Annotated in this window: 17 protein-coding genes; 4 read left to right on the top strand and 13 right to left on the bottom strand. The window is 55.2% G+C overall.

Features of this window, described 5'->3' with window-relative positions; translation table 11 throughout:
• Position 1: 1 nt before the first annotated feature.
• The 8 genes from ugpE to AC6I8N_RS01580 all read right to left on the bottom strand — a co-directional run bounded on the left by ugpE (position 2) and on the right by AC6I8N_RS01580 (position 8,265).
• Positions 2-847, bottom strand: coding sequence for a sn-glycerol-3-phosphate ABC transporter permease UgpE (gene ugpE, locus AC6I8N_RS01615; protein WP_208724594.1), 846 nt, complete (start codon positions 845-847; stop codon positions 2-4).
• Positions 844-1,734, bottom strand: coding sequence for a sn-glycerol-3-phosphate ABC transporter permease UgpA (gene ugpA, locus AC6I8N_RS01610; RefSeq protein WP_021184056.1), 891 nt, complete (start codon positions 1,732-1,734; stop codon positions 844-846). The genes ugpE and ugpA overlap by 4 nt, the downstream gene beginning before the upstream one ends.
• Positions 1,735-1,794: 60 nt before the next feature.
• Complete coding sequence (gene ugpB, locus AC6I8N_RS01605; RefSeq protein ID WP_021184055.1) at positions 1,795-3,111, bottom strand: sn-glycerol-3-phosphate ABC transporter substrate-binding protein UgpB; 1,317 nt, start codon at positions 3,109-3,111, stop codon at positions 1,795-1,797.
• Between the two features lie 233 nt (positions 3,112-3,344).
• Positions 3,345-4,058, bottom strand: a complete 714-nt coding sequence (gene livF / locus AC6I8N_RS01600) for a high-affinity branched-chain amino acid ABC transporter ATP-binding protein LivF (protein ID WP_208724591.1) — start codon at positions 4,056-4,058, stop codon at positions 3,345-3,347.
• 1 nt (position 4,059) lies between these two features.
• Positions 4,060-4,827: a high-affinity branched-chain amino acid ABC transporter ATP-binding protein LivG gene (gene livG / locus AC6I8N_RS01595; RefSeq protein ID WP_013507459.1), complete on the bottom strand. Its 768-nt coding sequence runs from the start codon at positions 4,825-4,827 to the stop codon at positions 4,060-4,062.
• Positions 4,824-6,095, bottom strand: a complete 1,272-nt coding sequence (locus AC6I8N_RS01590; RefSeq protein WP_497829906.1) for a high-affinity branched-chain amino acid ABC transporter permease LivM — start codon at positions 6,093-6,095, stop codon at positions 4,824-4,826. Before AC6I8N_RS01590 ends, livG begins: the two co-directional genes overlap by 4 nt.
• Positions 6,092-7,018 carry a high-affinity branched-chain amino acid ABC transporter permease LivH gene (livH, locus tag AC6I8N_RS01585; RefSeq protein ID WP_013507457.1) on the bottom strand — a complete coding sequence of 309 codons (927 nt, stop codon included), beginning with the start codon at positions 7,016-7,018 and terminating at the stop codon, positions 6,092-6,094. Before livH ends, AC6I8N_RS01590 begins: the two co-directional genes overlap by 4 nt.
• A 119-nt stretch (positions 7,019-7,137) precedes the next feature.
• Positions 7,138-8,265, bottom strand: coding sequence for a branched-chain amino acid ABC transporter substrate-binding protein (locus AC6I8N_RS01580; RefSeq protein ID WP_021184052.1), 1,128 nt, complete (start codon positions 8,263-8,265; stop codon positions 7,138-7,140).
• A 404-nt stretch (positions 8,266-8,669) separates the two neighbouring features.
• On the opposite strand from AC6I8N_RS01580, the gene panM reads away from it, so the two are divergent.
• On the top strand, positions 8,670-9,056 hold the full coding sequence (gene panM, locus AC6I8N_RS01575) for an aspartate 1-decarboxylase autocleavage activator PanM (protein ID WP_497829905.1): 387 nt from the start codon (positions 8,670-8,672) through the stop codon (positions 9,054-9,056).
• A gap of 48 nt (positions 9,057-9,104) precedes the next feature.
• Here panM and rpoH read toward each other — a convergent pair whose 3' ends face one another.
• From rpoH to ftsY, 4 genes are all read right to left on the bottom strand, one after another.
• Entirely contained in the window at positions 9,105-9,962 is an 858-nt protein-coding gene (rpoH, locus tag AC6I8N_RS01570; RefSeq protein WP_021184050.1) for an RNA polymerase sigma factor RpoH, read from the bottom strand.
• Positions 9,963-10,211: 249 nt separating this feature from the next.
• Positions 10,212-11,195, bottom strand: a complete 984-nt coding sequence (ftsX, locus tag AC6I8N_RS01565; protein WP_021184049.1) for a permease-like cell division protein FtsX — start codon at positions 11,193-11,195, stop codon at positions 10,212-10,214.
• Complete coding sequence (gene ftsE / locus AC6I8N_RS01560; protein WP_013507452.1) at positions 11,185-11,853, bottom strand: cell division ATP-binding protein FtsE; 669 nt, start codon at positions 11,851-11,853, stop codon at positions 11,185-11,187. Before ftsE ends, ftsX begins: the two co-directional genes overlap by 11 nt.
• Positions 11,854-11,858: 5 nt before the next feature.
• Positions 11,859-13,235, bottom strand: coding sequence for a signal recognition particle-docking protein FtsY (gene ftsY / locus AC6I8N_RS01555; RefSeq protein WP_497829904.1), 1,377 nt, complete (start codon positions 13,233-13,235; stop codon positions 11,859-11,861).
• Between the two features lie 229 nt (positions 13,236-13,464).
• Here ftsY and rsmD point away from each other — a divergent pair, with 229 nt between their 5' ends.
• Positions 13,465-14,055, top strand: a complete 591-nt coding sequence (rsmD, locus tag AC6I8N_RS01550) for a 16S rRNA (guanine(966)-N(2))-methyltransferase (protein ID WP_497829903.1) — start codon at positions 13,465-13,467, stop codon at positions 14,053-14,055.
• Entirely contained in the window at positions 14,055-14,324 is a 270-nt protein-coding gene (locus tag AC6I8N_RS01545) for a DUF1145 family protein (protein ID WP_021184046.1), read from the top strand. Before rsmD ends, AC6I8N_RS01545 begins: the two co-directional genes overlap by 1 nt.
• A 34-nt stretch (positions 14,325-14,358) precedes the next feature.
• On the opposite strand, the gene AC6I8N_RS01540 is transcribed toward AC6I8N_RS01545, so the two are convergent.
• Positions 14,359-14,712 (bottom strand): DUF2500 domain-containing protein, encoded by a 354-nt coding sequence (locus tag AC6I8N_RS01540; RefSeq protein ID WP_021186278.1) that lies wholly within the window; start codon positions 14,710-14,712, stop codon positions 14,359-14,361.
• Positions 14,713-14,876: 164 nt separating this feature from the next.
• On the opposite strand from AC6I8N_RS01540, the gene AC6I8N_RS01535 reads away from it, so the two are divergent.
• Positions 14,877-15,506 carry a lysoplasmalogenase gene (locus AC6I8N_RS01535; RefSeq protein WP_208724587.1) on the top strand — a complete coding sequence of 210 codons (630 nt, stop codon included), beginning with the start codon at positions 14,877-14,879 and terminating at the stop codon, positions 15,504-15,506.
• Positions 15,507-15,540 lie beyond the last annotated feature (34 nt).

Genomic DNA, 15,540 nt, shown 5'->3' with positions numbered 1-15,540 from the left:
TTTATTTCTCACTCTCCACCAGGCCACGCACAAAGGCACGCTGCATGACTAAAACCACCACCACCGGTGGGATCAGGGTTAATAACATTGCCGCCATCACTTCATTCCACTGCGTCGGACCGCCGCTGGTATTGATCATACTTCTCACCCCGGCCACGGCTGTGCCAAGGCTGGCATCATTGATGATCAGCAGCGGCCACAGATACTGGTTCCAGCCGTAGATGAAGGTAATGACAAACAGCGCGGCCAGATTGGTTTTCGACAGCGGCAACACGATGTCCCAGAAGAAGCGCAGTGGACTGGCACCGTCGATGCGTGCCGCTTCAATCAACTCATCCGGTAGCGACATAAAGAACTGGCGAAACAGGAAGGTGGCGGTGGCCGAGGCCATCAGCGGCAACGTCAGACCGCTGTAGCTGTCGAGCATATGCAGCGTCGCAATCACCTCCACCGTCGGGAAGATACGCACTTCCACCGGCAGCATCAGGGTGATGAAAATCAGCCAGAAAAACAGCGAGCGCAGCGGAAAGCGAAACCACACCAGCGCAAATGCCGACAGCATCGAGACGGCGATTTTGCCCACGGTGATACTCAGCGCCATCACCAGGCTGTTGAACAGCATCAGGCCAAACGCCGGGCCACTGCCATTAACGCCCTGAGTCCAGATGCGCGCGATGTTGTCCCACAGATGGTGACCTGGGATCAGCGTCATTGGCACCTGATAGACCGCGTTGTTGTCCAGCGTTGCCGCGACAAAGGCGACATACAGCGGAAACAGGATCGTCAGCACACCCAGCACCAGCAGCGTGTGGCTGAAGATATCCAGCCCGCGTCGGTTCTCAATCATTGGTATTGCACCTTACGCTCGACAAAGCGGAATTGCAGGATAGTGAGGCCAATCACCAGCAACATCAGCACCACCGATTGCGCTGCCGACGAGGAGAGATCCAGCCCGGTAAACCCTTCGCGATAAATTTTGTAGATAAGCGTGGTGGTCGCCTGTACCGGCCCACCGCCAGTGGCGGCATCGATCACCGGGAAGGTGTCGAAGAAGGCATAGACCAGGTTGACCACCAGCAGGAAGAAACTCACCGGGGTGATCAACGGCAGCGACAGGTTAAAGAAGCGCCGCACCGGCCCGGCACCGTCAATCGCCGCGGCTTCCACCAGCGATTTGGGGATCGATTGCAGCGCCGCAAAGAAAAACAGGAAGTTGTAGCTCATCTGCTGCCAGATCGATGCCAGCACGATCAGGAACATCGCCTGGCCGCTGTTTTGCGCGTAGTTCCAGTTGTAACCGATCTGGTTAAGGAGATGGCTGAACAGGCCGAGTCCGGGGTTAAACAGGAACATCCACAGCACTGCCGCGACCACCGGGGCCACCGCATACGGCAGCAGTAGCAAGGTTTGGTAGAGTTTTTTCAGCCGCACCACATAATCCACCAGCGCCGCCAGCAGCAGAGAAAACAGCATGCCGCACACCGTGACCAGCGCGCTGAATTCAATGGTGGTCCAGAAAGAGGCCAGGTAGTACTCATCACTGAACAGCCGTCTGAAGTTATCCAGTCCAACAAAAGTGCTGGAGATACCAAAGGGATCAAGGCTTTGCAGTGAGTACCACAGCGCTTCACCAGCTGGCCAGAGAAAGAAGATGGCGGTGATCACCAGCTGTGGCAGTACCAGAAGATAGGGCAACAAACGGGAGCGGAAAACCGGGCGTGATGATGAGGACATAACGGACTCGTTCAGGCAAAAAGATCGGGGCAGACACGCGGCCTGCCCCGTTACGGCGGGTTATTTCACCTGCTGCTCAAAACGGCGCAGCAGTTCGTTTCCGCGTTTAACTGAGTTATCCAGCGCTGCCTGCGGCGATTGTTTGCCGGTCCACACGCTTTCCAGCTCCTCGTCCACGATGGTGCGAATCTGCGGCATATTGCCCAGACGCATCCCTTTGGTGAACGGCAGCGGATCTTTGTTCAGCATCTGGCGCGTCGCGATATCGGCACCCGGGTTCTTGTCGTAGAAGCCCTGCTGTTTGGTCAGCTCATAAGCTGCGGTGGTGATTGGCAGATAACCGGTTTTCTGGTGCCACTCGGCGGCGATTGCCGGTTGCGCCAGGAACTGCATAAACTCCGCCACACCTTTGTAAGTGTTGGCATCTTTGCCCTTCATCACCCACAGGCTGGCACCACCGATGATGGCATTCTGCGGTGCATTCGGCACGGTTGCGTCATACGGCATCATGCCGACACCAAAGTTGAATTTGGCGTAGTGTTTGATATCCGCCAGTGAACCGGAAGACGCGGTGGTGATGCCGCAATCGCCGTTGTAGAACTTCGCGGTGGATTCATCTTTGCGGCCAAAGTAGGTGAAATCACCCTTCTTGTTCATGTCTTCCAGCATCTGGATGTGACGAACCTGCACCGGCTTGTTGAACTCCAGCTCAGCGTCTGTGCCGTCAAAACCGTTGTTTTTGGTCGCCACCGGCAAGCCGTGCCAGGCGCTGAAGTTTTCAATCTGAATCCAGCCCTGCCAGCCGCTGGCGTAACCGCAGGTCAGGCCCGCTTTACGCAGCGCATCGGCGTCTTTTGCCAGTTCCTGCCAGGTTTTTGGTGGCTGATCCGGGTTCAGACCGGCTTTTTTGAAGGCGTCTTTGTTGTAGTACAGCACCGGGGTGGAGCTGTTGAACGGCTGAGAGATTAAATGGCCGCTGGAATCGCTGTAGTATCCCGCGACAGTCGGGACGAACTGTTTTTCATCAAATGCGATTCCGGCATCCTGGAACACCTGATGCACCGGCACAATGGCTTTGGACGCCATCATGGTGGCAGTACCCACTTCATACACCTGCAAAATGGCCGGTGCTTTACCGGTACGCACAGCGGCAATCCCCGCCGCCAGGCTTTGTTCATAGTTGCCTTTGTAGACCGGGACGATTTTGTAGTCTGGGTGGGCCTGGTTAAAACGTTGTGCCAGAGAATCAACTTCTTTGCCTAACTCGCCTTCCATAGAGTGCCAGAAAGGAATTTCGGTGGCAGCCAGTGCATGACCACTGAGCATCAGACCGAGCAGGGCACTCATCAGGCGGGGACGAAGCGTAAAAGCGGACATAATGTTTTCCTGTGCATGTAGGTACGCGCGAAATCACGCATTTTTTGTTCGCGAAGTAACATGACACGGGAAAATGACGGAAAAATAACAGGTTAATGACGGGAATGTGACAGGAGCTATGGTTTAGATTGGTGCGTTCTTGCCAGCCGCACATTGCGTAGCGGCGCGATTTATCGCGCGCCGTTCGGTTAGTGCGGTGGCAAAAAGCGCGCGATAAATCGCGCCGCTACGGGTCAGGCACCTAAATAGGCGCTTCTTACGGCCTCGTTGGACAACAGCGCTTCGCCACTATCCTCCAGCACTACATGGCCGTTCTCCAGCACGTAGCCACGGTCGGCCAGTTTCAACGCCTGGTTGGCGTTCTGCTCGACAAGGAAGATGGTCATCCCTTCTTTACGCAGCTGCTCGATGGTGTCGAAAATCTGCTGAATGATAATCGGCGCCAGGCCGAGCGATGGCTCGTCCAGCAACAGCAGACGCGGCTGGCTCATCAGCGCACGGCCAATCGCCAGCATCTGCTGCTCACCACCGGACATGGTACCGGCACGTTGCACCTTACGCTCCGCCAGACGCGGGAACAGATCATAGACGCGCTCAATACGCTCCTGATACTGGCTACGGCTGGCAAAGAAGCCCCCCATCGCCAGATTCTCTTCCACCGTCATGCGCGAAAACACCCGACGCCCTTCCGGGACAATGGCGATCGCCTCACGCATGATGCGTGCGGTTTGCCAATCGGTAATGGTTTTGCCATCAAACGTAATGGTGCCTGCGGTTGCACGCGGCTCGCCACACAGCGTACCGAGCAGCGTAGTTTTGCCTGCACCGTTGGCACCAATCAGGGTGACAATTTCGCCCTGATTGATATACAAGCTGACGTTATGCAGCGCCTGGATTTTACCGTAATGGGCGCTGACGTTTTCAATGGTTAACATTGGGTTGGCCATATTACGCCTCTCCTAAATAGGCACGGATCACATCCGGGTTATTACGAATCTCTTCCGGCGTGCCGTTGGCCAGCGGCGTTCCCTGATTGACCACGTAAATACGGTCAGAAATGCCCATCACCAGCTTCATATCATGTTCGATCAACAACACCGACACCTTATGCGTACCGCGCAGTTCGGCAATCAGTTCGTCCAGTTCGTGCGTTTCTTTCGGGTTCAGACCGGCCGCCGGTTCATCCAGCATCAGGATTTCCGGGCGCGTGACCATACAGCGCGCGATCTCCAGACGACGTTGCTGACCATAAGCAAGGTTACCCGCCTGACGGTTCGCCAGCTCCAGCAGGCCGATACGTTCCAGCCAGGTGGCAGCGCGGTCCAGCGCTTCGCTTTCGCCTTTGCGGAACGCCGGGGTTTTGAATAACCCCGAAAATACGCCGCTTTTCAGATGCTGATGTTGCGCCACCAGCAAGTTTTCAATCACCGTCATCTCACGAAACAGGCGCACATGCTGGAAGGTACGCACAATGCCCATCCGTGCAATTTTCTGCCCCGGTAAGCCGGCCAGATTTTGATCGCGCAGTTTGATGCTGCCGCCCGTGGGTTTGTAGAAACCGGTCAGGCAGTTAAACACCGTGGTTTTACCCGCGCCGTTTGGACCAATCAACGAAACGATTTCCTGCTCCCGCAGTTCCAGCGCCACGTTGTTGACTGCCAGCAGGCCACCAAAACGCATCATCAGGCCTTCTACGGCTAATAAAGGCTGACTCATGCCTGCTCTCCTGCTTTACCCTGTTTCAGTTTCAGCTGCGGACGCTTCATCGGCAACAGCCCCTGCGGTCGCCAAATCATCATCAGCACCATTAAGCCACCCAGTACCAACATGCTGTATTCGTTGAGGTCACGCATCAGCTCACGCGATACCACCAGCAACACGGCGGCGAGGATGACCGCAAACTGCGAGCCCATGCCCCCCAGCACCACAATCGCCAACACAAACGCCGACTCGACAAAGGTGAAGGATTCCGGGCTGACAAAGCCCTGGCGCGCAGCAAACAGCGTACCGGCAAAACCGGCAAAGGCCGCGCTGATGGTAAACGCCGTCAGCTTGATACGCGTCGGGCTAAGACCAAGAGAACGGCAGGCGATTTCATCTTCGCGCAGCGCTTCCCAGGCACGGCCCAGCGGCATACGCAGCAGGCGGTTGATGATAATCAGCGTCAGCACCACCAGCAGCAGCGCCACCAGGTAGAGGAAAATCACGCGGTCATTGGGATCGTATTTCATGCCGAACACCTCGTGGAAGGTGCCCCAGCCGCCCTCGCTGACCTTGCGACCAAACTCCAGGCCGAAGAGGGTCGGTTTCGGGATCTGCGCGATACCGTTTGGACCGCCGGTAATCGAGGTGTTGTTCAGCAGCAGGATACGGACGATTTCGCCAAAGCCGAGAGTGACAATCGCCAGATAGTCACCACGCAGACGCAGCACCGGGAAACCGAGCAGTAAGCCAAACGCCCCGGCCACCAGACCCGCCAGCGGCAGGCTCTGCCAGAAGCCAAAACCGTAGTAGTGGTTCAGCAAGGCGAAGGTATAGGCACCGATGGCATAGAAGCCGCCGTAGCCCAGCACCAGCAGGCCCGACAAGCCCACCACCACGTTAAGGCCGAGGCCCAACATCACGTAGATCAGCGTCAGGGTGGCGATATCCACGCTACCGCGCGAAACCAGGAACGGCCAGATCACCGCAGCCACGATCATCAACACCATCACCAGCTTCTGCTTCGGCGTTGAACCATCAAAGCCCGGCAGCACCAGGCCATTGCCGCTGCGTTTGAATTTGCCGTGGAATAACGGACGCAGCAACTGGAACAGGAATACCACGCCGCAACCGACAAAAATCCAGTTCCAGCGCACCGTTCCGGCGTTGGATACCACCAGTTTGGTGCCATCAAGATCAAGGCGCATACCCATAAAGACGGTGGCAAGCACCAGCAACATCACCGTAGAGATAACGGCGTTAACCAGTCCGAGGCGCTTCATACTTTTTCCACCTCCGGACGGCCAAGAATGCCGGTTGGCATCACCAGCAGCACGACAATCAGCAACGCAAAGGAGACCACGTCTTTATATTCGGTAGAGAGATAGGCCGAGGTCAATGCTTCGGCAATGCCCAGCACCAGACCACCGATCATCGCCCCCGGAATGCTGCCGATCCCGCCCAGTACTGCAGCAGTGAAGGCTTTCATCCCGGCCATAAAGCCGATAAACGGGTTGATAGAACCGTAGAACTGCCCCAGCAGTACGCCAGCCACTGCCGCCATCGCCGCACCAATCACAAAGGTCAGTGAAATCACGCGATCGGTATTGATACCCAGCAGGCTGGCCATTTTCAGGTCTTCTGCACAGGCACGGCACGCGCGCCCCATACGTGAATAACGGATAAATACCGTCAGTGCCAACATGGCGATAAAGGTCACAACCCAAATCATCAACTGCATGGTGGAGAGCGTGGCGGCAAAGCCGTTGCTTTCACCCAAGGTCCATTGCCCGGTGATCAAGCTTGGCAGCGCGAGATCGCGTGAACCTTGCGTCAGGCTGACGTAGTTTTGCAGGAAGATCGACATCCCGATGGCGGAGATCAGCGCGATCAGGCGCTTGGAGGAACGCACCGGCTTATACGCCACACGTTCGATACTCCAGCCGTAGGCGCTGGAGATAATGATCGCCATGACAAAACCGGCGGCAATCATCAGCCAGGTAGTGTCGATGCCCATCATCATTAGAGCGGCGATGACGATAAAGGAGACATAGCTACCGATCATGTACACCTCGCCGTGGGCGAAATTGATCATGCCGATAATGCCGTAAACCATCGTGTACCCAATGGCGATCAGCGCGTAGGTGCTGCCCAGGGTCACTCCGTTGAACATCTGCTGGAGGAAATAGAGGAACTGCTCGGACATAACAAGTACCTTAGAAACACGTCCGTGATGGTAAATCGTTACCGCGACTGGCGGTAAATTAACCGGTTTGATTAAGGGCGGCCTGAAGGCCGCCCTTGCGATCGTGCTGGATGCAACGATTACTTGATCGCGGTTGATGAGCCGTCTTTATGCCATTTGAAGATGCCGAATTCGAAGCCTTTCAGGTCACCTTTCTGGTCCCAGCTCAGGTTGCCCATCACGGTCGGAACCGGTGCGCCTTCTTTCAGGTTCTTGGCGATCGCATCAGGCTCGTCGCTCTTGCTGCGCTCGATACCGGCCACCAGCGACTGAATCGCGGCATAGGTGGTCCAGACGAACGGACCGGTCGGATCTTTGCGGTTCGGTGCGGTGTTGGCTTTGATGGCGTCAACAATCGCTTTGTTGTCCGGCAGCTGGTCATAACGCTTCGGCAGGGTCACGTACAGACCTTCAGATGCATCACCGGCAATGTTAGACAGTGAGGCGTTGCCCACCCCTTCCGGTCCCATAAAGCCCGCGTTCAGGCCCGCGGCTTTTGCCTGGCGCAGAATCTGACCCAGCTCCGGGTAGTAACCACCGTAGTAAACGAAGTCGACGTTGTCTTTCTTCAGACGCGCAATCAGGGTGGAGAAATCTTTATCGCCAGCAGTGATACCTTCGAACAGCACCACGTTGCCGCCTTTGGCTTTCAGGGTTTTCTGCACCGACTCCGCCAGACCCTGGCCGTATTGCTGCTTGTCATGCACCACAGCGATACGTTTTGGTTTGATGGTATCGAGGATGTAGTTTGCCGCCGTCGGGCCCTGATCGGAGTCGAGGCCGGTGGTGCGCATCACGTCAGCATAACCACGCGCGGTCAGTTCCGGTGCGGTCGCTGCCGGGGTGATCATCAGCACGCCTTCGTCGTTATAGATATCAGACGCCGGCTGGGTAGAAGAGGAGCAGAGGTGACCGATAACGTATTTGATGCCATCGTTCACAACTTTGTTGGCAACCGCTACCGCTTGTTTCGGGTCGCAGGCATCGTCATATTCCACGCCAACCAGTTTATCGCCGTTGACACCGCCTTTGGCATTGATGTCTTTAATGGCCTGTGCCGCACCGGTAAATTGCATGTCGCCGTATTGGGCTACCGGACCGGTTGCTGCGCCGACGATGGCAATTTTGATGTCTTTTGCCAGCGCCGCATGGCTCATCGCCAGCGCTACGCAGCCCGCCAATAATGCGCGTCCTTTACTCATTTTCATGCGAACTTCCCCATCTGTTATGTCGTGTCTGTTGTGAGTTGGATTATTTTCTGCCAGTGAAAGAGGAAAACTGATTCTGGAATAATGAGTTAGCGCACTTTTCTGGCATTTATTGGTAATAAGGCTTTATTTTTCAGGTTATTAAACAGGAAGTTTCTTCTGTAAATCAACTGACATATTCAGTTATAGCTGGGTTGAACAGCAGAATCGTCTGGTTGTTATGGCCGTATTTTCGCCGACTTGCCAGCTAATTATGCTGGCTATTTAACCAACCATCGCCCTGTTCAACTATCATCCTGGCAAACAGGCTGTTGTTTGACCTATTTTCATCAAAAAAAAGTGACAGCGCTCTGACTGTCTAAATTCGCTACACTATGCCCTTTGCACTAGTACAGGTACGGGGAATGAAGCTCACTATTCAGCGCTTAACATCGTTGACGACGCAGGATCGAATCGACCTGACCAAAGTCTGGCCGGAAATCGATATTTCACAGCTGGAAGCCCAGCTGAGCGAGACGCAGCGGATGTATGCCGCGCGCTTTAATGATCGTCTGCTGGCGGCACTGCAACTGACCATTCAGGGCGCGCAGGGAAAAATTACCCATCTTCAGGTGCGGGAAGTGACGCGTCGTCGCGGCGTGGGGAAATATTTGCTGGAGGAGACGCTGGCGCAGAACAGCGCGCTGGCAGAGTGGTGGGTGGCCGATGACGGCGCTGATGAACAGGACGTTCGTGCTGCGTTTATGCAGGCTTGCGGCTTTCGCGCGCAGGGTGATGGCTGGACACGATAAAAACGTAGCGGCGCGATTTCTCGCGCCGCTACAGGTTATGTGCTTTTATCAGGCTTCAATCGCCATACGTAATTTCTTCATGGCGTTCTTTTCCAGCTGGCGTACACGCTCTGCGGAAACGCCGTATTGGTCGGCCAGTTCCTGCAAGGTGGTTTTGTTCTCTTCATCCAGCCAGCGCGCACGGATGATGTGCTGACTACGCTCGTCCAGGCCCTGCATCGCGTCGGTCAGTTTATCGGCGGCGTGTGCATCCCAGTTGTCCTCTTCAATGCCATCAGCAAAGTCAGACGTTTTATCCTGGAGATACAGCACCGGAGCCATGGTTTTGCTTTCGCCGTTTTCGTCGTCAGACGACATGTCGAAAGTCATATCCTGTGCCGCCATGCGCGATTCCATTTCACGCACATCTTTGCTGCTCACGCCCAGCTCGCGCGCTACCATCTCGACTTCGTCCTGGTTAAACCAGCCCAGACGCTGCTTGGTTTTACGCAGGTTAAAGAACAGCTTACGCTGTGCTTTCGTGGTAGCGACCTTCACAATACGCCAGTTACGCAGCACGTATTCGTGAATCTCAGCTTTAATCCAGTGCACGGCAAACGACACCAGACGCACACCCACTTCAGGATTGAAGCGACGCACCGCCTTCATCAGGCCGATGTTCCCTTCCTGAATCAGGTCTGCCTGTGGCAAGCCGTAACCGGAATAGTTACGAGCGATATGAACAACAAAGCGCAGATGAGACAGGATCAGCGTCTTAGCCGCATCCAGATCGCCCTGGTAATGCAGCCGTTCAGCCAGCGCTTTTTCCTCTTCTGCCGACAGCATCGGCCAGACGTTGGCGGCCCGAATATACGATTCCAGGTTACCAAGAGGAGCAATAGCTAAAGTTTGCATTTCTTTGGTCATTCAAACCCTCACAAATTCAGTGGAATATTGCTGCACGTTCCCATGAACAGACGATACATTAAGTCAACGTCGCGGGAAATCCGAAAGCAATCTGTGCTACCCGAACTTAGAGATCAAAGTTATCCACAAGTTCCATCGTAACAGTGAATATTTTACACACAGATGACAGGAAGGGAAGCGGAGAAAAAATCCTCTGCGCCCGATTGTCGGCAGCAGAGGACTATTATACCAAAAAAATGTGTCAGGCGTTTACTGGGGCGTAAATCGGCGTAAATGTTGTACCGTTGCCAGCCAGGCAGCAATCCAGCCGATGATGGCAGCAATTAACAACAGCAGCAGCGCTTCATCCCAGGAAAATCCTTCCAGATCAAAGCTGGTGCCGAATACCTGCGCCACCTGCGCGACCACCGATTGCAGACGCAGCACCAGCACTTCAGACAAAATCAGCGATAACACCGCGCCACTTAAACCCAGCATCGCCCCGCCATACAGGAACGGACGCAGGATAAAGCCGTCAGTCGCACCCAGCAATTTCTGAACGTTAATGGTATCGCGGCGCGCAAAAATGCTGAGACGCACGCTGTTGCCAATCACCAGGAATACCGCGATTACCATTAACAGACCAATGATCTCCGCAATTTGTCCTACCAGCCCGGACAACGCCGCCAGACGGGCAAACCAACTGTCATCCATGCGCACTTCATCGACGCCCTGCACTTTGGACACCCGATCACGCAGGCTCGCCAGTGTATCGGCGCTCTGGAAATTCAGATTCGGCGTGATAATCGCCACGGCTGGCAACGGATTCTGCTCCAGCATATCCATCGCGCCGCCAAAACCGGACCAGTTGCGGAATTCGTTGAGCGCCTCTTCCCGCGTCAGATAGTCGACGTTCTTCACGCCGTCCAACTGCTTCAGCTGCGCGGTGACGTTTTCCGCCGCGGTGTCATCCAGCGTTTTGGAGAGATATACCGTCAGCTGCGGAGCCGGATACCACTGGGTAGCCGCCTGGCTGACGTTTTTCCACACCATATAGCAGACGCTCGGCAGCGTCAGCGAGATGGCAATCACCATTACCGTCAGCAACGTCGCCAACGGCTGACGCCACATATCAGACAGCGTGCCGCGCAGCGCATAGCGCCACTGCTCCTGCCAGCCGCCCTTCAGCGCTTTGCTTTTTGAAGGCTGTTTCGCTTTCGGCGCCGGTGTGCGCTTATTGCGTTTATTGACCATCATGGCCTCCGTGCAGGCGTCCCTGATTAAGCGTCATCATGCGATAGTTACGACGGGCAATCAGGCCCATATCATGGGTAGCCATCAGCACCGTTACACCAACGCGGTTGAACTCTTCAAACAGGCGCAGAATATCTTCCGACAACGCTTCATCAAGGTTACCGGTCGGTTCATCCGCCAGCAGTACGGCGGGTTTATTCACCACCGCGCGCGCAATACCGACGCGCTGCTGTTCACCACCAGAGAGCTGAATCGGGAAACTTTTCGCTTTGTCGAGCAGGCCCACTTTATCCAGTGCCGCAGAGACGCGACGACGAATATCCTCACCGCTGGCTCCCGAGATGATCAGCGGGATCGCCACGTTGTCATACACCGAACGATCCATCAGCAGATGGTGATCCTGGAAGATCATGCCAATCTGACGACGCAAAAAAGGCACTTCGCTATTCCGCAGCCGGGAGATGTCGTGCCCACTGAACCAGATTTTCCCGGCGCTCGGGCGCTCAATACCACAAATCAGCTTCAGTAAGGTACTTTTCCCCGCGCCAGAGTGGCCGGTCAGAAACGCCATTTCACCGGGGCGCAGATGAAAATCCACCCCCTGGAGCGCCTGACGTCCGCCCAGATATGCCTTACTGACCTCTTCAAAGCGAATCATCCCAATTAGTCCTCTCGGGCAAACAGTGCCTCAATAAAGTCTGCGGCCTTAAACGGCCGTAAATCCTCGATGCCTTCCCCGACACCGATATAACGAATCGGAATGCCAAACTGATCGGCAACCGAGAAGATCACACCACCTTTCGCAGTGCCATCCAGTTTTGTCAGGGTGATGCCAGTCAGGCCCACCGCTTCATGGAACAGTTTCGCCTGGCTGATGGCGTTCTGTCCGGTGCTGGCGTCAATGGTCAGCATCACTTCATGCGGCGCATCTTCATCCAGTTTCTTCATCACGCGGGTGATTTTCTTTAACTCTTCCATCAGGTGCGATTTGTTTTGCAGACGTCCGGCGGTATCGGCGATCAACACATCGACATTACGCGCTTTCGCCGCCTGAATGGCGTCAAAGATCACGGATGCGGAATCCGCACCGGTGTGCTGGGCAATAACCGGGATGTTGTTGCGCTGACCCCAGACCTGCAACTGCTCAACCGCAGCCGCACGGAAGGTATCGCCCGCCGCCAGCATCACGGATTTGCCTTCGGCCTGATACTGGCGCGCCAGCTTGCCGATAGTGGTGGTTTTACCAACGCCGTTGACCCCAACCATCAGGATGACAAACGGCGTTTTGCCTGATACATCCAGCGGAGCATCGACTTTATCGAGAATTCCGGCCATTTCCGCTTTCAGCAAACCATACAACGCTTCGGCATCCCGTAGTTGTTTACGGTCTGCCTGCTGCGTCAGATTGGTGATGATGCGGCGCGTGGTTTCAACACCAACGTCAGCAATCAACAGCTGCTCTTCCAGTTCCTCAAACAAATCGTCATCGATTTTCTTGCCACGGAACAGGCTGATGAACCCGGAACCAAGATTAGCGCGCGTTTTTACCAGGCTACGTTTCAGACGGGCAAAGAAGCCCTCTTTGGTTGGACGTTCCTGCTCCTGCGCCACCAACGGCGCAGCGGCCAGCGGCAGATCGCTGACGGTATCCTGCGCGACTTCCGGCTCGACTTCGGGTTCCGCTTCTGGCGCTTCTTCCGCCAGCGCCAGCGCTTCGAGTTCTTCATCGCTCAGCGCGGTGTCTTCTTCGTCCTGCTCGACCTCGGCAACCAGCTCAACTTCAGGTGGCTGCTGGGTTTCTGGCAGGACTTCTTCGGCGACGACAACGTCCGGCGCTTCAGCCTGCTGCTCTGCCACCTGCTCGGTGACGGCAACGGTTTCTTCCGCCTGCGCTTCGGCGCGATCTAACGCGCTCTCTTCAACGGCTGGCTCCTGCGCCACCTCAGCGGGTTGTTGCTGCTCTTCGGCAGGCTGTTGCGTCTCTTCTTCTTTGCCAAAGCCCAGCCAGGAAAAAAAGCCGCGTTTTTTCTCTTTTGCCATTGTGTAACCACACTCCTCGATGGCTTATTCCCGGTAGCACGCTGTTCCCAGGGGATAAAAAATTCAATTTGAAGGCTTTAGCCGCGTAAAAATCAGTGAATTACACGCGCCATACCAACTCACTAGTCTAACACTTTCCAGCCAGCGCACCACAGCACCCTTTTTTACGTTTCTTCTGCCTTCCACGCCCGTTAAACTACGCAACAAATTATGACGAGTTGTGAGCAAAATGAGTAAATCCCCCCGCAGCAGCGGCGCTGCTGGTCAGATCCGCATCATTGGCGGTCAATGGCGCGGCCGTAAATTGCCGGTGCCCGACAGCGCGGGCCTGCGCCCGACCACCGACCGGGTACGCGAAACCTTGTTTAACTGGCTAGCCCCGGACATTCAGCAGGCACGCTGCCTGGATTGCTTTGCTGGCAGCGGTGCGCTCGGTTTGGAAGCGCTGTCGCGCTTTGCCGGCTCTGCCACCCTGTTGGAGCTGGAGCGCCCGGTGGCACAACAATTGACGCAAAATCTGCAAACGCTGCGCGCCAGCAATGGAAAAGTGGTACAGACCAATACGCTACAATGGCTGAGTCAGCCGGGTGAGCCCTTTGATGTGGTGTTTGTTGATCCGCCATTCCGTAAGGGATTGTTGCAGGAGACGCTGATGCTGCTGGAGCAAAACGGCTGGCTGGCAGCCGAAGCGCTGATTTATGTCGAAAGTGAGGTGGAGCATGGCGCCCCTCCGGTTCCTGCCTGCTGGGATCTGTATCGTGAGAAAATTGCCGGCCAGGTCGCTTATCGTTTATATCAACGCCAACAAGGAGATGTGTGATGTGGCTTAATCTGGGACGTTTATTAATGATCTGCGTCTGGGCCTTTTTGCTGTTAAATCTGGTCCAGCCATTTCCAACGCCGCTGCGCTATTTCGTGCATGTGGCGCTGTTCTTTATGATCATCATGCACGGTTTGCAGCTGGTCTTGCTGCGCGCCACGCAGCCGAAGGAAGCGCCCAAACTGGGACGCGCCACACAATTAAAGATTTTCTTCTTTGGCGTGTTTGAACTGCTGGCGTGGCAGAAAAAACATTATCCGAAAGGATAATGTTTTTTACGTAACGGCGCGATAAATCGCGCCGTTACAGGGGAGTGAAACTCACAAAGCGGGTGCCCTGCATTTTCAGCTCGCCCTTCACCCCTTTATCCATCTGATGATAATCCCCGGCATTGACGACCAGCTTGAAATCGCCCGCGCCATTCAGCGGGTGAAACCAGGCTTCATAACGCATATCTTCCCCGGCAATCACTTCACGCTGGCGCGAACGGCGATTGGGTGACGGATACTCACGTTTGGTTTTGATTTCTACACTCAGGGTTTGGATCGGGGAAGCATCGTTCACCGCCGTTTCACGGCGTTGCTTGATAAACTGACGGGTCGCCAAAACAGCAATAATCGCCAGAACGATAAAAAAGAGTAGCGGTGGTTTGCTCATGTTTTCTCTCGTGCTTTGCGTTAATGTCGGAAAGGTAAAGAGGCCCAAGCATACAACCAGAGTTGCCCGATTGTCACATTCACCGCCGGTAACTTACACTGGGATCGCGTTTTTGGGAAAATTCATCAGACTGGCGGACATCACGTCCAGAAAAGGGAGAAAACATGCTTTGGTCTTTCCTTGCCGTACTTTTTTCCGGTTGGCTCTATGTCGATGCAACTTACCGCGGCCCGCAGTGGCAACGTTGGTTATTTAAACCCGTCACCCTGTTGCTGCTGGTGGCCTGGGCCTGGCAAGCGCCCACCTTTAACCCCACCGATTACCTGATTCTTGCCGGCCTGGTCGCCACGCTGGTTGGCGATGCGCTGACGCTGTTGCCTCGCCAGCAGATGCTGTATGCGCTGGGGGCTTTCTTCCTCTCGCATCTGCTCTACACCATCAGCTTTGCCGCGCATATGACGATCAGCTTCTTCTGGCCGGTACCACTAACGCTGCTGATTATCGGTGTACTCTTGATTGCCATCATCTGGAGCAAGCTGGAAGAGTTGCGCTGGCCGGTGTGCACCTTTATTGGCATGACGCTGGTCATGACCTGGATGGCCGCTGAAAATTACTTCTTCCGCCCGACGGATTACAGCTTCTCACTCATGGTCGGTGCCGCATTGCTGCTGCTGGCGAATATCGTCTGGTTTATCACCCACTATCGTCGTCGTTACAGCCCGGATAGCGCCATCGTTGCCGCCTGCTACTTTGCCGGTCATTTTATGATCGTGCGTTCTTTGTGGCTCAATTGAAGAAAAAGTAAGCTCCAACGCTTGACTCTGGAGT

Source organism: Pantoea sp. X-Soil-TKNS-1279 (assembly GCF_059730565.1).
Note: the sequence above shows the minus strand (reverse complement) of the source record. Positions and strands in the feature narration are given on the sequence as shown.